Here is a 15,870-nt window from a genome sequence, read left to right on the forward strand (position 1 = left end):
TTGGTGGCAGCATTGATCCGAACCACGTAGCGCTCCTGGTGGCTTTTCCATAGCCCCAGACCCTTTTTCTGGCCCACCGTATAGAACCCCGCCCCGGCATGTTCCCCAATCTGCACCCCGGTTTCCAGGTCTACCAGAGGCCCCGGCTGCGCGGGGATGTGGTGGGCTAAATAATCTTTCAGATCGCCCTGCACAAAGCAGATATTCTGGCTCTCGGGCTTCTTGGCCGTCGGCAGGCCGTACTTCTCGGCCAGGGCTCGCACCTGGGGTTTTTCCAGGTGCCCCACCGGGAACAACAGGTGGGAGATGGACTCCTTAGATGTGCCCCACAGAAAGTAGGTCTGGTCTTTCTTGGGGTCGCCACGGTACAGAGCGCCGTGTTGCTGAATTACATAGTGACCGGTGGCTACGTAGTCACAGCCAAGCATCCGAGCCTTTTTCAAGAGCGAGTCGAACTTCACGCGGGTATTGCAGTTGACACAGGGATTGGGGGTCTCGCCAGCCTGGTAACCCGCGATGAAGGGGTCAATGATTTTTTCCTGGAACTCCTCGCGGTAGTCCAGCAAATAGAAGGGCACCCCCACGATGTCGGCTACGCGCCGGGCCTCGTAGGCCGCATCGGGCGAGCAACAGGTCTCGAAGCAGTCGTCCTGCTTGTTATCGGGCCAGAAGCGCATCATGGCCCCAATCACCTCGTAGCCCTGTTCCTTGAGCATGGCCACCGCAACGGAGGAGTCTACCCCCCCGCTCATGGCTGCCAGTACACGACCCTTTGACACAAACACCTCGGGGCGAGCGCCCACAAGGATTAAGTGTACCTGATGACTCCAGGAATCAGCCCACACTTTAAGCTGCCAGACTAGAGGAAGGAGGCTAGAGCCATGAGATTCATCGTCTTGTTCGTCCTGCTCATCAAGATCGCCCAAATCGCCCTGGCCCAAAGCCCCAGCCTGGACGGCACCCGCTGGGTGCTCTCCTCCTACGCCCTGGGCTCACGCTTCGCGCAGGTGTCCCCCGCTCAGGGCGCGACCCTCGAGTTCACCCAGGGCCGGGCTGGCGGATTCAACGGCTGCAACAGCTTCGGCGGCACCTACACCCAGGAGGGCAGCAAGCTGAGCCTGGGCGCCCTGGTTCAGACCATAAAGGCCTGCCCCAACCCGCTGGACAGGCTCGAGCGGGACTACCACCGGTCGCTGGCCCAGGTGCGCTCCTTTGCGCTCACCTCCGGCGTCCTGCGCCTGAAGAACCAGGCCGGGAAAACCATCCTGATCTTCGCCCAGGCTCGCCCCCAGGGCCTCCAGGGCCGCGAGTGGCGGGTCACGGCGCTGAACACCGGGAGTGCCGTGGTCTCGGTGGCGGCAGGCCCCCAGCCCACCGCCAGCTTCGTGGGCGGGCGGCTTAGTGGCAACTCCGGCTGCAACCAGTTCTCGGCCACCTACACGCTGAACAACTTCAGCCTCCAGGTCGGCCCCGTCACCAGCACCAGGCGGGCCTGCCTGGACGAGCAGACCCATCAACAGGAAATCGCCTTTTTGCAAGCCCTGGAAAACGTGGTGAGCTTTAGAATTGTGGGCAACCAGCTAACCCTCTACGACCAAGAGGGCAGTATCCTGGTCAAACTGAACCGCTAAACACTGCGCCTACTGAACGTGATAGGGAAATAACTCCTCGACTGCTATCTTCCATCCGGGCACAGCAGGCTCGGCCTCGGCCAGGTCACCCCGGCGGTAGATGGTCGGAGTTTGGGGCTCACTGGCCCGGTAAACCCGAACCACGTCTACGCCAAGCAGATCCACATCCCAGACCACCAGCGTCCCGGCTGCAAAGTAGTCGGCGCGCTTTTGGGCGATTTCTTTCTCGGCCCTCTTGCCATAATCGCCGTCACTGCGAACTTCAACAGCAAACACCGGGGCCCCCTCCAGGAACTTCATTCCTGAGTGCGGACCGACATAATAGGCAGCGTCTGGGCTAAAGCTTTTGCGTTTGGGCAAGTCCACGGCAAAACCTACATTGTCGCCCACAGCATATCCGTTCCGCATCTTGCGGGCGTACTCTCGAAGGCTTGTAACAATTTCCATTGTAGCGAATCCGGGCAAAAATCCAGTCGGCGGCATACGAATAATCTCTCCATTGACCAGTTCGGCCTTGCCAGGCTCTTTCATCAGGTCGTCCAGCGTAGCTTCCCTTACCTTCGGCATACCCCCAGTGTAGCTCAGTTGTTGACCAGTTGAACTCTTTAGTCGTAGCATAGCGGTTGGGAGCAATCCTGCGCCTTTAATGCCGATCCAGCGAGGTCGGAAAGGAGACACAATGAACCATCTCGAAACCCAAAAACCAGAGCCCTGCGCCCATGTTGGGCGCTTATTTTTCTTTTCACCTCCCCACTGGCGGGGGAGGCTGGATGGGGGGGAAAGGCTATGAAATTCAAATCCCGACTGCTGGGCGACGACGAAGTCCGCCGGGCCCTGACCCGCATCGCTCACGAGGTGGTCGAGAAGAACAAAGGCACCGAGGGCTTGTGCTTTGTGGGGATTCACACCCGTGGCATCAGCCTGGCCAAACGTCTAGTAGACCTGGTTGAGAAGTTCGAGGGGAAGCAAGCCCCGATGGGAATTCTGGACATCACCCTCTACCGCGACGACCTGAGCGAGATTGGCCTGCAACCCAGGGTGCGCGAGACCCGCATTCCCTTCGACCTGAACGGCAAGGCGGTGGTGCTGGTGGACGATGTGCTTTACACCGGCCGCACCGCCAGGGCTGCCCTGGACGCCCTGATTGACCTGGGCCGCCCCAGCCGGATTTATCTGGCGGTGCTGGTAGACCGGGGGCACCGCGAGCTGCCCATCCGGGCCGATTTTGTGGGCAAGAATCTGCCTACCTCCAAAAGCGAGGTGGTCAAGGTGAAAACCCTCGAGGACGACGGTGAAGACGCCGTGGAGCTCTGGGAACTGGAGGGCGCATGAGCCAGTCGGCAGTACCCAGCTTCCCCAGGCACCTGCTGGACTTTAGCGACTGGAACCGGGGGCAGGTTGAGAGCATCCTCGAGACCGCCCAGATGATGCAGGAGGTGCTGGCCCGGCCGGTCAAAAAGGTGCCAGCCCTGACCGGTTTTACGGTGGCCACGGTTTTTTTTGAGCCTTCTACCCGCACCCGCCTGTCCTTCGAACTGGCGGCCCGGCGGATGTCGGCGGACGTGCTGAGCTTTGCCACCGCTACCAGTTCCACCACCAAAGGCGAGACCTACCGTGACACCCTGCGCACCCTCGAGCAGATGGGAATTGATGCCTATGTCATCCGGGTGGACGCGGCGGGGGTCTGCCATCAGGCTTATGGCTGGTTGCACAAACCGGTGATCAATGCCGGGGATGGCTGGCGGGCCCACCCCACCCAGGCCCTGCTGGACGCCTTTACCCTGCGCGAAAGGCTGGGTAGCCTGGAGGGCAAAAAAATCGCCATTGTGGGCGACATTCTGCACTCGAGGGTGGCCCGTTCCAACGCCGAGCTACTGACCATGCTGGGCGCACAGGTGGTGGCCTGCGGCCCCGCGACGCTGCTCCCCGGCAGCCTGCCAGGTGCTACCCTGACCACCAGCCTGAAGGAAGCTTTGCTCGAGGCCGACGCAGTGATGGCCCTGCGGCTGCAAAAAGAGCGCATGGACAAGGGCCTGCTGCCCTCGCTGCCAGAGTACATCGCAGCCTATCAGATCACCCAGGAACGCCTGGCCTGGGCCAGGCCCTTAGCACCCCTGCTGCACCCCGGCCCCATGAACCGCGACGTGGAGCTGGAAGGTACACTGGCCGACTCGCCCCAGAGCCTGGTTGAGCGCCAGGTGGCCAACGGACAGGCCATCCGCATGGCGGTGCTGTACCACCTGCTGGTAGGAAAGAGAAGCTGATAGCGAATAGCCGATAGCCCATAGCTCTTTTGCTATCCGCTATCGGCTATCAGCGCGACTACAAGGAGCCGTATGAAGGGTGAAATCCTGTTCAAAAACGCAAACCTGGTGGATGGGCGCGGGGAGCATGGCAGGGCCGATGTGCTGATCGGCGAGGGTCGAATTCTCTCACTATCGGGGGGCGAGGCCCCGAGGGTAATAGAGGCAGCGGGGATGATCTTGTCGCCAGGGTTTTTCGACCCCCACGCCCACCTGCGCGAGCCAGGGCAGGAGGTCAAGGAAGACCTGACCAGCGGACTCACCGCGGCTGCAAAAGGGGGCTACACCGACCTGGTCTCGATGCCTAATACCAGCCCGGTGGTGGACAACGCCGAAATAGTGGCCGCGCTCAAGAAAAAAGCTGCCAGCATTGGCCAGGCCCGGCTCCACCCGGCAGCAGCGCTCACCCAGGGACAGGAGGGCAAAATTCTGAGCGAGGCCCGCCTGCTGCGTGAGGCCGGGGCGGTGATGCTCACCGACGACGGGCGCACCAACGAAGACGCCGGGGTGCTGGCCCAGGGCCTCCAGTATGCCGCCTCGTGGGGGCTTTTGGTCTCGGTTCACGCCGAGGACGCAAGTCTGCGCCGGGGCGGAGTGATGAACGAGGGCGAGGTCTCGTTCCGGCTGGGGCTGCCGGGCAATACCGGCTTTGCGGAAAGCGCCCGAATTGCCCGGGATCTGGAGATTGTGCGGTATGTGGAAAGCCGAGGGTCGCAAGAGGCAGGTCAAAGGTCGAGGGTCGAGGGTCGCAATACACAGGTCGAGGGTCAAAAACAAACCCTTCTGCACGTGCAGCATCTGAGTACCCGGCGAGGGCTGGAGTTGATCCGCCAGGCCAGGGCCGAGGGACTGCCCATCACCACCGAGGTCGGGCCGCATCACCTGACCCTTACCGACCAGAGCCTCAACAGCCTAAACCCCATCTTCAAAGTGGCCCCGCCGCTGCGTACCCAGGCCGATCTGGAAGCGTTGATAGAAGGGCTGCTGGACGGTAGCATAGACTGCATCGGCACCGACCACGCCCCCCACACCCAGGACGAAAAAGAGCTGGATATGCTGCGGGCTCCGTTTGGTATTCCCAGCCTCGAGATCTGCTGGCCCCTGCTTTACACGGCGCTGGTGGTGGGACATGGATTCCCGCTCCACACCCTGATTGAACGCTTTACCGATGGCCCCCGGCGCATTCTGGGCTTCCCCCCCATTCACCTGACCGAAGGAGCCCAGGCCAGCCTGGTACTGTGGAGTCCAGGCCAGGAGCGCCCGGTTGTGCCCCAGAGTTTTGCTTCCAGGGCTAAGTTTAGCCCCTGGGCAGGATGGGCTCTGCGGGGCTGGCCCTCGGTGACGCTGGTTGAAGGACGGGTGGTCTATGAACAAGGGGCGGTGCAGATCTGAGGCTTTTTCATCTGGGTCTGAGATAGACTAGGGAGCCATGAGAACCGCTGCCATCGCTGTACTGCTGGGCCTGCTGGTGGGTTGTACCCCCGCACCCCTTACGGTTGGATTGCAAGACTTTGAGGTGCCCATCGCGGCCATTCAGTCGGGGCAAGCCGTGTTTACTAAACAGAACTTCAACCGTCCCCCCGTTTCCTTTACCGCCGTTACTCTGGAAGGCAACCTGACCTACCAACAAGGCAACATCAGCCTGGTTTTTTACACCTCGGATGGCGAGCCGTGTGCCCCTACCAGCGGTGTTTATATCTGCAACCCAAACAATCCCGGTATTCAGGAGGCGGGCAGTGCCCGTTTCCAGTCCGGGGACACCCAGCCGCTCAGGCTTTCGGGCAGCAAGCTGACCAGTGGCATCAACAGCGGGAACCTCTGGATTGGGGTGAGGCTCGAGAGCGGTGTCGCTACCGCTGGAACCCTGCACTTTCGCAACATGGTAGCCAGGGTGGCGGTGCTGCCCTAGCAGTCCAGGACATTCTTCTTGGTGCCCGCACGATAAGATTGCAAGGGGCTGTCGCAATGCCCCAGACCCACACGGGTCTCGTCGAATTTTGCGCGTTGATTAATTAAGAGAGGGTGAGAGAAAGATATACTCCTGTCAGGTATGGAACGTCTATTGATCGTCGAAGACGACCCGCAATTGGCTCGCCTGATTACTTCCGCCCTCGAGCGCGAGGGGTATTCAACCCTGCTGGCCATCAGCGGCCTGGACGCGGTTCAGATGGCCCCGCAGGCCGATTTGCTGGTGTTGGATCTGGGCTTGCCCGGACTGGGGGGCCTCGAGGTGATTCGGGAGTTGCGCGAGGCCGACTGGAGCCTGCCCATCCTGGTGGTGAGCGCACAGGGCTCGGAGGACATCCGGGTGCGAGCGCTGGAACTCGGCGCCGACGACTACCTGACCAAACCCATGGGCATCCGCGAGATGGTCGCCCGGGTACGGGCCTTGCTGCGGCGCAGCCGCCCTGAACAAGAGATCCATGTGGGAGATTTACGGGTTGTGCTCAAGCGGCGTCAGGCCTTCAGAGCCAATCATTTGCTGGATTTATCCCCCACCGAACTCGATTTGTTGCTAACGCTGGCCATCAACCCCGGTGAGGTCTGGAGCCGGGAACGCTTGCTGCAGCGGGTCTGGGGTGCCGAGCGCGGCAGTGCGGTGGATGAGCGGGTGGTAGACAGCTATGTGGCTCTACTGCGGCGCAAACTGGGCGACGACCCCAGGGCGCCTCGCTATGTCGAAACTGTTTTTGGGCAGGGATACCGGCTGATCGATAGACCCAAAATATAGAATTTTTACAAAATATCGTTACGTGCTTTTTGTCTTTCGGATACGTATTTTCTATCACTTCTGGAATCGTTTTGTATAGGAACCTGTAGGGCCATGTTTATTTGCCATCAATCCCTTGCAAAAGCGCTGTTACACTCCAACCGAGTAAGGGCGTAACACCTGGCGTTACAAGCCGAGCCGCCCATCGGAGGAATCATGCGCGTGAAGCAGTGGTGGATTGTGGGCCTGGGGTTGCTACTGGCTTTTGCACTGGCCCAGCCTCGCAACGAGGTTCGACTGGATCTGAAGGCTTTCCGGGTTTTGAGTGTGCAGCAGGAGGGTCGCACCGTGGAGAGGCTCGAGGCCGCCCTGGATGCCAGACCCGGCCAGTTGATCGAGTATCAGCTCAATGCTCAGAACACAACCGATAACACCCTCCGTCAGGTTGCGCTGATTATTCCAATTCCCACCAGCACCACCTACCAGGCCTTGAGCGCTCAACCTTTACGGCTGGGCGAGACCCTGGTGGTGGCGGAGTTCAGCTTTGATGGCGGGCGCAGCTTCGGCAAACTCCCGCGCATGCGCAAGATCAGGGTGGTTGAAAACGGCAAGGAGGTCGAGAAGGAAGTTGAAGTAAAACCCGAAGAATTCACCCACGCCCGCTGGGTTTTGCCTCAGATGAGCGCAAGGCAAACCGTCTTGCTCAAGCTGCGTACCGTCGTGCGATAAGTCTATAGAGCGGAATTCGGAATCAGTAGAGGGCTTTCGCAGATCACAATGCTGTTCAAAAACTCGTTTTTTGCTGCCCGGACTGGCGGGAAAAAAGAGTGAACCACGATAGGAGGAATCAAAGCATGAACAAACTCTTCACACTGTGGGTTGCTGTGCTGGTGCTGTTTGGGGCCGCACTGGCCCAACAGACCCCCGCCGGAACCAACATCTCCAACCAGGCCTCGGCCAGCTACATTGATTCGGCCGGGCAGGCCCGCACCACCACCTCCAACCAGGTTATCACGGTGGTACAGCAGGTCTACAGCTTCAGCATCACTCCTGACGGAACCCAGGCTTCTCCTGGTCAAACCCGCAACGCCCTCCCGGGCGCGCCCGTCTACTTCAGCTACACGGTCGGCAATACCGGTAACGGCAGTGATACCATCCAACTGACCACAGCTCAAGATGCGGGGGATAACTTCGATTTGAGCGGCACCACCCTCTATCTTGACGCCAACTGCAACGGCACCATTGACCCCGGCGAAACCACCCCCATCACCAGCATCAGCCTGACCCGCCAGGGCAGTCCCGGCGCCAGCGCCTGCGTGATTGTAGCCGGAACCATCCCGGCCTCGGCCACCAACGGACAAAACGGCAATCTCAACCTGAGCGGTGCCTCGGCGGGCAACCCCAGCGTAACCGACAGCAACAACTGGGCCAGAGCAGCCGCCACCACCAGCGCTGCCCTCACGGCTACCAAGTCGGCCAGCCCCACCGGTAGCGTAACCCCGGGCAGCAACATCACGTACACCATCAGCGGCTCCAACGTGGGCGGTAGCGCGGCCAGTGGGGTGAGCGTGGGCGGGCTCAGTGGCAGCGGTATCCTGATTCGGGACACCATCCCCAGCGGTCTGGTGGTGAGTGTTCTGCCGACCGGCAGTGCAGGTGCTGGAACCGCACAGATGGTTTTCAGCACCAACGGTACCAGCTGGAACCCCCTGGCCACCGGCAACCTGCCGCTTACAGGCAACGGCACCATTGCGATCGGGATGTTTGTGAGCGGAACCGGAGCTTTCTTCCCCCAAACCGCTGCCTATACTTTTAGCTTTCAGGCCAGTGTACCCTCGGCATCGGTGGCCGGAACCACGTACCTCAACAGCGCTACCGTACAGTTCCACAACGGTTCCAGCGGCCAGAGCATTACCTCCAACACCACCACCCACACCACTGCCAGTCGTTTTAGTGTAGCCATTGGCGGTGCAGGCGTGAGTGCAGCCGATGGGGCCGATACCCAGACCATCGCTTCCGCCTTCTCGGGCAGCACCGTCAGTTTTAACTCCACCCTGCAAAACACCGGCAATGCCCCGGATAGTTTCACCCTGAGCCTGGGAGCCAGCACCCTCGGAGTCTGCACCATCCTCCAGTCCGACGGCGTGACCCCGCTTTCCGGCCCGGTGGGCCCACTGGCCGCAGGCACTACCTATACCGTGGTGGTGCGTTGCGCCATCCCGGCCAGCCAGACTGGTGGGGGCAGTGTGACCCTGAACGCCACTTCGGTCAACAACCCCAGCGGCACCGTGGCTACCCTGCTGGACGGCGTGGATGCTACGACCCTGGTTGTCACAGCCGTGGCCTCGGGTTATGGCGTAGACGCCGCGCACAACACCAACAGCGCCGCAGGCGGCGAAGGCAGTGATCCTGGCAACGATAGCCGTGCAGGCTATAACCCCGCAGTGAATCCCGGCGGTATTGCTCTCTTCCCCCTCGAGGTCGCCAACACCGGCCAGAACCCCGACACCTACACCTTCTCAGCAGTGTTGCCTTCTGGCTGGACGGCGGTCTTCTACCCCGATAGCAACTGCGATGGTGCCATGGATGCTCCCACTCCGGCCCCGGTCAGTGGCACGGGACTCCTGAACAACGCTAGCGCTGGCTGCTACATCGTTGCAGTACAGGTGCCAGCCGGCGCCTCACCCGTAGACACCACGCCCGTAACCGGCGACAACGTGCAGTTCATCGTTACCAGCACCACCCTGGGCAGCGTGAGTGACACCATCCGTGGCGCCGTAGATGTGAACCTGGTGGCCCAGATCAGCCTCGAGCCTCCCCGTACCGGCACCCTCACCACGCCCGGCACCCTCACCTACACCCACATCCTGGTTAACAACTCCAACCAGAGCGGGGTATGCAGCATCGCAGGGGATGGCGGCAGCTTTAGCTGGACCTACCAGTATTCACTCGATGGCAGCACCTGGGCGACGGGCCTGAGCGGGGTCTCGGTAGCAGCCAACGGCGGTAGCCAGACCCTCTTTGTGCGGGTTTTGACCCCTGCTGGGCAGCCCATCGGGCGCACCGATGTAAACACCCTGACCGCCACCTGCACCGTGGGCAGCGCTACCGTGAACGACAGCGTGAGCGAGACCACCACCGTGGTGGGCGGCGACCTGCGCCTGACCAAGACTGGCGTGAGCTATGTGGGCAGCAGCAGCACCGTGCGCGATGCCAGTGCGGCCATCGCCCTGCCGGGCGACACCATCGAGTACACCGTGGTCGCCAGCAACATCGGTACGGGCAGCCTTTCGCAGGTGGTGATCACCGACCCGCTGCCCTCTTACACCAGCTTTGTAAGTGTAAGTGCGGCCATCAGCGGCTTCCCCTCTGGAACGGTGTTGTTCTCGACCGATGGGATCACCTGGAGCACCACGGCTCCCACCGCACTTACGGCGGGCGGCTCGATCTACGTGGCGGTCAGCACCAATGGCAACTCCACCCTCGAGGCTGGGGATCTGATGCCGCCAGCGGCAACCATCACCATTACTTTCCGCGTACAGGTGCAGTAAGTTTCTATCCCACCCCCCGGCCGGGGGGTGGGGAAATAACCCAGAACACGCCGTGCGAGAGCCTATGATTGACCCTGAGCGGGATGGCAGTAGGTTCTCGCATAGCTTTTTTCGAAGTTGTTTGCGTTGGCAAATACAACACCAGATGGAATTTTCTCCACCCGCACGAAAGCAGCCAGCCATGATCTTTGCACCCGTTAAAGGAGTGCGGGTCTGGTGGGGGCTGGTGCTGGCGTTGCTGCTCAACCTGGCCTGGGCCACACCCGCTGGCACCGTAATTCGCAACCAGGCCCTGGCGATTGTGGATGGGCAGACCTATCTGTCCAACGAGATCGAAACCGTGGTACAGGCCGTATGCGTGCCCTCCCTTACCCCCAACGGGACACTGGGAAACCCCGCCCAACGCGCGGTGGTAGCAGCGGGTGGGTTTGCTTATTTGGCTTACTTGTTGCGCAATAGCGGAAACCAAAGCTTTGCCTTCACCCTGAGCTGGGTGCAGGATGGTGCCCCCTGGACACCCAGTTCGGTGCGGTTTTATCACGATGTCAACGCCAATGCCCGGCTAGACGCGGGGGAAATGGAAATCAGCGGCATCACCCTGGCTCCGGCCCAGGAGATCCGGCTGATTCTGGCGTTGCAAACGCCTTTGTCGGCAACCGGCGAGCTGCAACTTAGCCCGGTAGCAACCTGTCCCGACGGTACGCGCGACGACAACAACTACAGCCGGGTCAGCCTGGGTAGCGGGGCTGCGCTCAGTCTAGTCAAATCGGTGGATACCCCCCAGGCCCTCGAGGGTCAGGAGGTGACTTTTAGCATACGGGTCTCGAACCTGGGCAGTCTGGGGGCGGCCGGGCCTGTTTATGTGAGCGATGTGCTGGACACACCCGAGTTGCGCGATCTGAACTATGTGACGGGTTCGGCCAGTGCGGCCAAGGGACGCCTGGAATTTTACGATGGCGCCGCCTGGAGTGTCAGCCAAACCCAGGTGCGGGGGATCCGGTTGGTGCTGGATGGCCTCGAGTCCGGCGAAGAGGCGCTGTTCAGTTTTCGTATGCGGGTAGCGGCTGGTGTGCGGGCGGGCTCGAGGCGGAATGTGGCTACCGCGCAGTCGGCCAGCAGCAGCGCCCAGACCTCCGTCGAGCTGCAGATCGCGGCTCTACATGGGCACGCACTGGGGCCAGTAGACAATCCCCAGGCGGTTGGCGCAGCCGATCAGCAGAGTGCTCAGGTTCTGGCCGGACAACCCTATTGTTTTGCCCACACCCTGCTCAACAGCGGCAACGTGGCCGACGCTTACACCCTGGAAGCGGTGGGCTTACCGAACGGGGTAAGCCTCCGCTACCGCTCGCGGGCTGGAAGCAGCCTGCCCTCCCCCATCGCCCTGCAGCCGGGGGCCAGCCTGAGTTTTGAGGCTTGTCTGGCCGGTTTGCCCGCCGGCACAGCACCCTTTGAGTTCACCCTGCTGGCCCGCTCTGCCACCGGGGCCACCGACCCCACCACCAACCGCGTGGCGCAGGTGTGGGATCTTTCCCAGCTAGTCCTGCGTAAAAGCAGCCAGGCTGGCCCTACCGTAACCCCTGGCGAGCGGGTGGTCTATACGCTGCATATCGAAAACCCCCTGCCCATCGCGCTGAACCATGCCGTGATTGAGGATGGGCTGGACGCCAATCTGGAGTTTATCTCGGCCTCGGATGGCGGCACCTATGTGCCCACGAGCCGCACCGTGCGGTGGAACCTGACCCTTGCCGCCAGCAGCACCCTTACCCTCACCCTCGAGACCCGCATAAGCCCAGGCGCCCCCGACAACGCCGCCATCTCCAACCGCTTTGGCTTGCGCTCCAACACCATCAGCAGCCCGCTGCTTTCCAACACCGTGACCCTGAGCGTGCAGGCCTCGGCGCTACTGTTGGAAAAGCAGGTACAGCCAGCTCAGGTTAACGTGGGCGACCTGCTCACCTATACCCTCACGGTGGTCAATGTGGGTCGGGTGGCGCTCTCGGTACGCCTCGAGGACACCCCCGGTGCAGGTCTGGCCTATGTACAGGGCAGCGCCACCCCCAGCGAGCCCGCCCTGCAAGAGGGCAGGCTGATCTGGGACAACCTGTCCCTGGCCCCTGGTGCCCGCTCGACCCTGAGCTACCGGATGCGCGTCCTGCCAGGGGCCCACGAACACCTGCGCAACACCGCCCTGGCAGTGGGTAGCACCAGCAGTCACTCCGCTGTCGCCAGCGCGGTGGCCTCGGCGGTGGCGACACTAAAACGGGGGGTTTTCACCCCACCCCACAGTTTGCTGGGGCAGGTCTTTCTCGACGCCGACCGCGACGGTAAATATACGCCTGGCCTGGATGTGCCGCTGCCGGGTGCGCGAATCCTCCTGAGCAATGGTCTCCAAACCGTGACCGATGTGGAGGGCCGTTACAGCTTCCGCAACCTGGCCGGTGGGCTGTGGGAGGTCATGCTCGAGCCCGCCTCGGCTCCGTTCAAACCCCTCCCCCATCCAGCAGCACAGGGGGACGGCTACCGCCACCGGGTGTGGGTGGAAGGGCTGACCCACAGCAACTTCCCCCTCGAGCGCCCCACCGGCCTGGCCAAAGCCCTGCGCGAGACCACCCTGGAATTCGGACCACTCACGGTTAGCAAGAAGCTCCTGGCGCTTCCAAACGGCTTCCGCGTGGTGCTGGTACTCCGCTCTGCCGAAACCCTGAACGACCTGACCCTCACCGACCCACTCCCGGGCGGCGGCGAGCGGGTGTTCCAGTTTGCCCAGTTCCAGGGCCAGGAGACCCTGACCTACGACCTGCCGGGAGGCCATCTGACCGATCCACAGGCCCGCTGGAGGTATCCGTGAGGGCAGCGGGCAAGAACACCCCTGGCCCTCGGCTCCTGGCTCTTGGCTGCCGGCTTGTGTTGCTTCTGACCCTGGGCTTTGGGCTTCTGGCTCTCGGCAGTGAAGCCCTGGCCCAGGCCCGAACCGGCGATCCCCGATCGGGGCAGGCCGCGCCCGTACACCGAACCGACCTGCGCGGCATCGTGCCGGGCGACCGGCTGGGCTGGGAGATTCGGGAACTGCGGGCCAGCGTGGTGGTGAGCAGACCCACCCTCCTGAACCTGCAAATCTACTCCCCTGGCTTCGATCCGGGCGATTACCGCAGGGCGCTCCTGGGCCAGGAAGAACTGGGCGACGAGCGCTATGACCGGGGCAGGGATCCGATGGTGGCTCAGTTTACCCTTTCGCGTGATGGGCAGATACTGGCCCAGCAAACCTACAAAACCGAGCCTCACCGCTGGGTGTTGTTCTACCGGGGCCAGGTCGAACCGGGCGTGTACCAGCTTTCCAGCCGCCTGATGGGCCTGGGCAAGAACGCCTTCCGCTACCGCATCCAGACCAGCGTGCCAGAGGCTGCCCAACTGCTGGTAGACCCCACCCTGCAACTCTACGATGTGCGGCAGTTTCAGATGAGCAACCCCCTGACCATGACCACCATCCGAGGGCGGGACTGGCTCGAGCCTTTCGTGCTCAACGTGAGCCCCGAGGTGCTGCCCTTGCGGGTAGGCTTCTACGACGAAGACGGTGCTAAAGAAATGGAAGGCCGGGTACGCCTCCCCAACGGACAGCGCGAAGCCCGTGCGGTCTCCGGCGACCGAGCCTGGGTTCATTACGACATCCGCCAGCCCGGCGTCACTGCCTTTGGCTTCCGCCAGCCCAAAACCGCCACCCAGCACTCCAATACCATTGGTTTTCGGGTAGATGCCTGCATGGAGGTCGAGCACAATGCCTTCCGGGTGGTGCCGCCCCGCCCAGTCCAGGCCCAGGTGTTCGATGGTGAAGGGCGTCCAGTAGAGAGCAATTTGCGGCTCGAGGGGGACAAAATCCGTACCCTCACACTGCCCATCTTGCCCGAGGGGTACCGCTTTGTACGTCTGGAAGTACAGGGCGGCGAACGCCTGGGCGCACAGACCGCCCGTTTTGGCTGCGCAGGGGGCGAGGCCCGTTTTGTGCTGGAAAGAATTGCACCTCCGCTGGCCACGCTGGACATCGAAGCGGTGCTGGTGCTGCCCGATGGCGAACAGCCCATAGACCTGCCCGTACAGGTAGGCGACCAGTCTGTGACGCTCAGCCAGGGCAAGGCCCGTCAGAAGTTGCCGTCCGGCAGCTATAGTCTTACAGCGCAACGGGTGGGAGCCCGTATTGAAGGGCCAGAATCGGTGCGCCTGGAGCAGGGTCAGACCCAGAAGGTGCGCTTCAAGGTTTTCCCCGAAGTGACACTTACCCTGGAAGCCAACCCCGCCGCCTTGCGCGTAGGTGAACAGACCCTCCTGACTGCCCGGGTCAGAACCGTTTTCCCAAACCTGTTACCCGCCGACCTGGAGCTGGCACTGCCCCCCTGCCTGGAAGCCCTGGATGCCACCCGCCTGACCGCGCCAGCGGCCCTGGGCCGCGATGCGGTGTTGCGCGTCCGCGCCCAGGCTACCTGTAAAGCGCAGCCGGAAGTAGTGGCCACGCTGGCCCCCTGGCAGCAACAAGCCAGTGCCCGGTTGCACCTCACCCAGCCTGCCAGCTTCGGCCTGAGCAAGCATGCCCTGACCCCCAGCGCCGTCGTGGGAACCGAGGTGGTCTACCGTCTACGGGTGCAAAACACCGGCGACGAGGCGGGTCGGGTGCGCGTACAGGATAGCCTGGCCGCTGGGTTGCAGGGCCAGCCGCTCGACCAGGTGATCGAGCTGGGAGCCGGCGAGGAGCAACTGCTCGAGGTTCGCGCCCACATTGCGGCCAGTGCTCCCGAAGTCATTATCAATAAAGCCCGGCTGCTCAGCCTGGAGGGCCAGCCGCTGAGTGAAGCCCAGGCCGAGGTGCGGGTGCTGCGCCCGGTGGCCCAGCTCTCGCGCTCGCTTGACCGGCGCTTGGTGCTGCCCGGCGAGGAGGTCGAGGTGCGGCTGGTGGTGCGCAACCCCGGCCTGGCACCCCTGACCTACACCCTGCAGGACACCTACCCGGAGTGGTTGGAAGTGGGCGCAAACGATCCCCAGTTCAGCGGCGAACTGGCCCCTGGCGCCAGCGTGACCCACACCTACCGGGCTCGAGCACGTTTTGGCACCCCCGCCCTGGGTCGGTTCCTGGCCCAGCTCAACTCCAACGGCGGCAACCTCAGCGCCCCGGACAGCCTCGAGCGAACCCTGCTACGGCTGGAAAAAACCGCCAACCCAGCCAGGGTAGTCGTGGGCAGTCCGGCCACCTTTACCATCCGCCTCGGCAACCCCACCGACCGTCCGCTCCGGGTAGATCTTCAGGAGTCGCCCGACGAGGGCTTAAAGATGCAGCTGCCCGACGATCTCAGCTTCAACTTGCAGCCCGGCGAGGTAAAGGAGCTAAGACTGGAAGCCCAGGCTGGCAAGGTGGGCGCGCTGAACAACCAGGTGACCGCCTTTGTGAACGGGGTTCCGGCCTCCTTCCCCACCACCGCTACCCTGCTGGTGCTGCCCGTTCTGGAGCCAGTGCGCCTTTCAACAGTCCATCTGGAATTCGAAGTGAAGAGGGCTATTTCCGGTGAGCGCCTGTTGCTGACCCATCTGCCGCCGGAGAAGGCTGTCTATGAGCCGGGCACGGCCCGGCTCGAGGGCAGACCCCTGCCCGACCCCAGGCTAGACGGTGCAGGCCGCCTGTTCTTCGAACTGCC

11 protein-coding genes and 1 pseudogene are annotated in these 15,870 nt (G+C 62.5%); 10 read left to right on the plus strand and 2 right to left on the minus strand.

Features of this window, described 5'->3' with window-relative positions:
* On the minus strand, positions 1-752 hold a 752-nt coding region (mnmA, locus tag Q0288_RS10705; RefSeq protein WP_299430258.1), incomplete at its 3' end, for a tRNA 2-thiouridine(34) synthase MnmA.
* A 129-nt stretch (positions 753-881) separates the two neighbouring features.
* Here mnmA and Q0288_RS10710 point away from each other — a divergent pair.
* A complete protein-coding gene (locus Q0288_RS10710) occupies positions 882-1,631 on the plus strand; it encodes an META domain-containing protein (protein WP_299430238.1) in 750 nt (249 codons plus the stop codon).
* Positions 1,632-1,640: 9 nt separating this feature from the next.
* Here the strand turns inward: Q0288_RS10710 and Q0288_RS10715 are convergent, their stop codons facing one another.
* Complete coding sequence (locus Q0288_RS10715) at positions 1,641-2,198, minus strand: Uma2 family endonuclease (RefSeq protein WP_299430240.1); 558 nt, start codon at positions 2,196-2,198, stop codon at positions 1,641-1,643.
* Positions 2,199-2,417: 219 nt separating this feature from the next.
* On the opposite strand from Q0288_RS10715, the gene pyrR reads away from it, so the two are divergent.
* The 9 genes and pseudogenes from pyrR to Q0288_RS10760 all read left to right on the plus strand — a co-directional run.
* Complete coding sequence (gene pyrR, locus Q0288_RS10720; RefSeq protein WP_299430242.1) at positions 2,418-2,963, plus strand: bifunctional pyr operon transcriptional regulator/uracil phosphoribosyltransferase PyrR; 546 nt, start codon at positions 2,418-2,420, stop codon at positions 2,961-2,963.
* A complete protein-coding gene (locus tag Q0288_RS10725) occupies positions 2,960-3,895 on the plus strand; it encodes an aspartate carbamoyltransferase catalytic subunit (protein WP_299430244.1) in 936 nt (311 codons plus the stop codon). The genes pyrR and Q0288_RS10725 overlap by 4 nt, the downstream gene beginning before the upstream one ends.
* Before the next feature lie 72 nt (positions 3,896-3,967).
* A complete protein-coding gene (locus Q0288_RS10730) occupies positions 3,968-5,326 on the plus strand; it encodes a dihydroorotase (RefSeq protein ID WP_299430246.1) in 1,359 nt (452 codons plus the stop codon).
* A gap of 37 nt (positions 5,327-5,363) precedes the next feature.
* Positions 5,364-5,843, plus strand: a complete 480-nt coding sequence (locus Q0288_RS10735) for a hypothetical protein (protein ID WP_299430248.1) — start codon at positions 5,364-5,366, stop codon at positions 5,841-5,843.
* 141 nt (positions 5,844-5,984) lie between these two features.
* Positions 5,985-6,665: a response regulator transcription factor gene (locus Q0288_RS10740; RefSeq protein ID WP_299430250.1), complete on the plus strand. Its 681-nt coding sequence runs from the start codon at positions 5,985-5,987 to the stop codon at positions 6,663-6,665.
* Between the two features lie 195 nt (positions 6,666-6,860).
* Positions 6,861-7,373 (plus strand): hypothetical protein, encoded by a 513-nt coding sequence (locus Q0288_RS10745; RefSeq protein ID WP_299430252.1) that lies wholly within the window; start codon positions 6,861-6,863, stop codon positions 7,371-7,373.
* A gap of 125 nt (positions 7,374-7,498) precedes the next feature.
* Positions 7,499-10,195 carry a hypothetical protein gene (locus tag Q0288_RS10750; protein ID WP_299430254.1) on the plus strand — a complete coding sequence of 899 codons (2,697 nt, stop codon included), beginning with the start codon at positions 7,499-7,501 and terminating at the stop codon, positions 10,193-10,195.
* A 181-nt stretch (positions 10,196-10,376) separates the two neighbouring features.
* Positions 10,377-13,043, plus strand: coding sequence for a hypothetical protein (locus tag Q0288_RS10755; protein WP_299430256.1), 2,667 nt, complete (start codon positions 10,377-10,379; stop codon positions 13,041-13,043).
* Between the two features lie 56 nt (positions 13,044-13,099).
* Positions 13,100-15,870: pseudogene (locus Q0288_RS10760) on the plus strand (hypothetical protein); the annotation flags it as partial.

Source organism: uncultured Meiothermus sp. (assembly GCF_937863175.1).
GTDB lineage: Bacteria > Deinococcota > Deinococci > Deinococcales > Thermaceae > Meiothermus.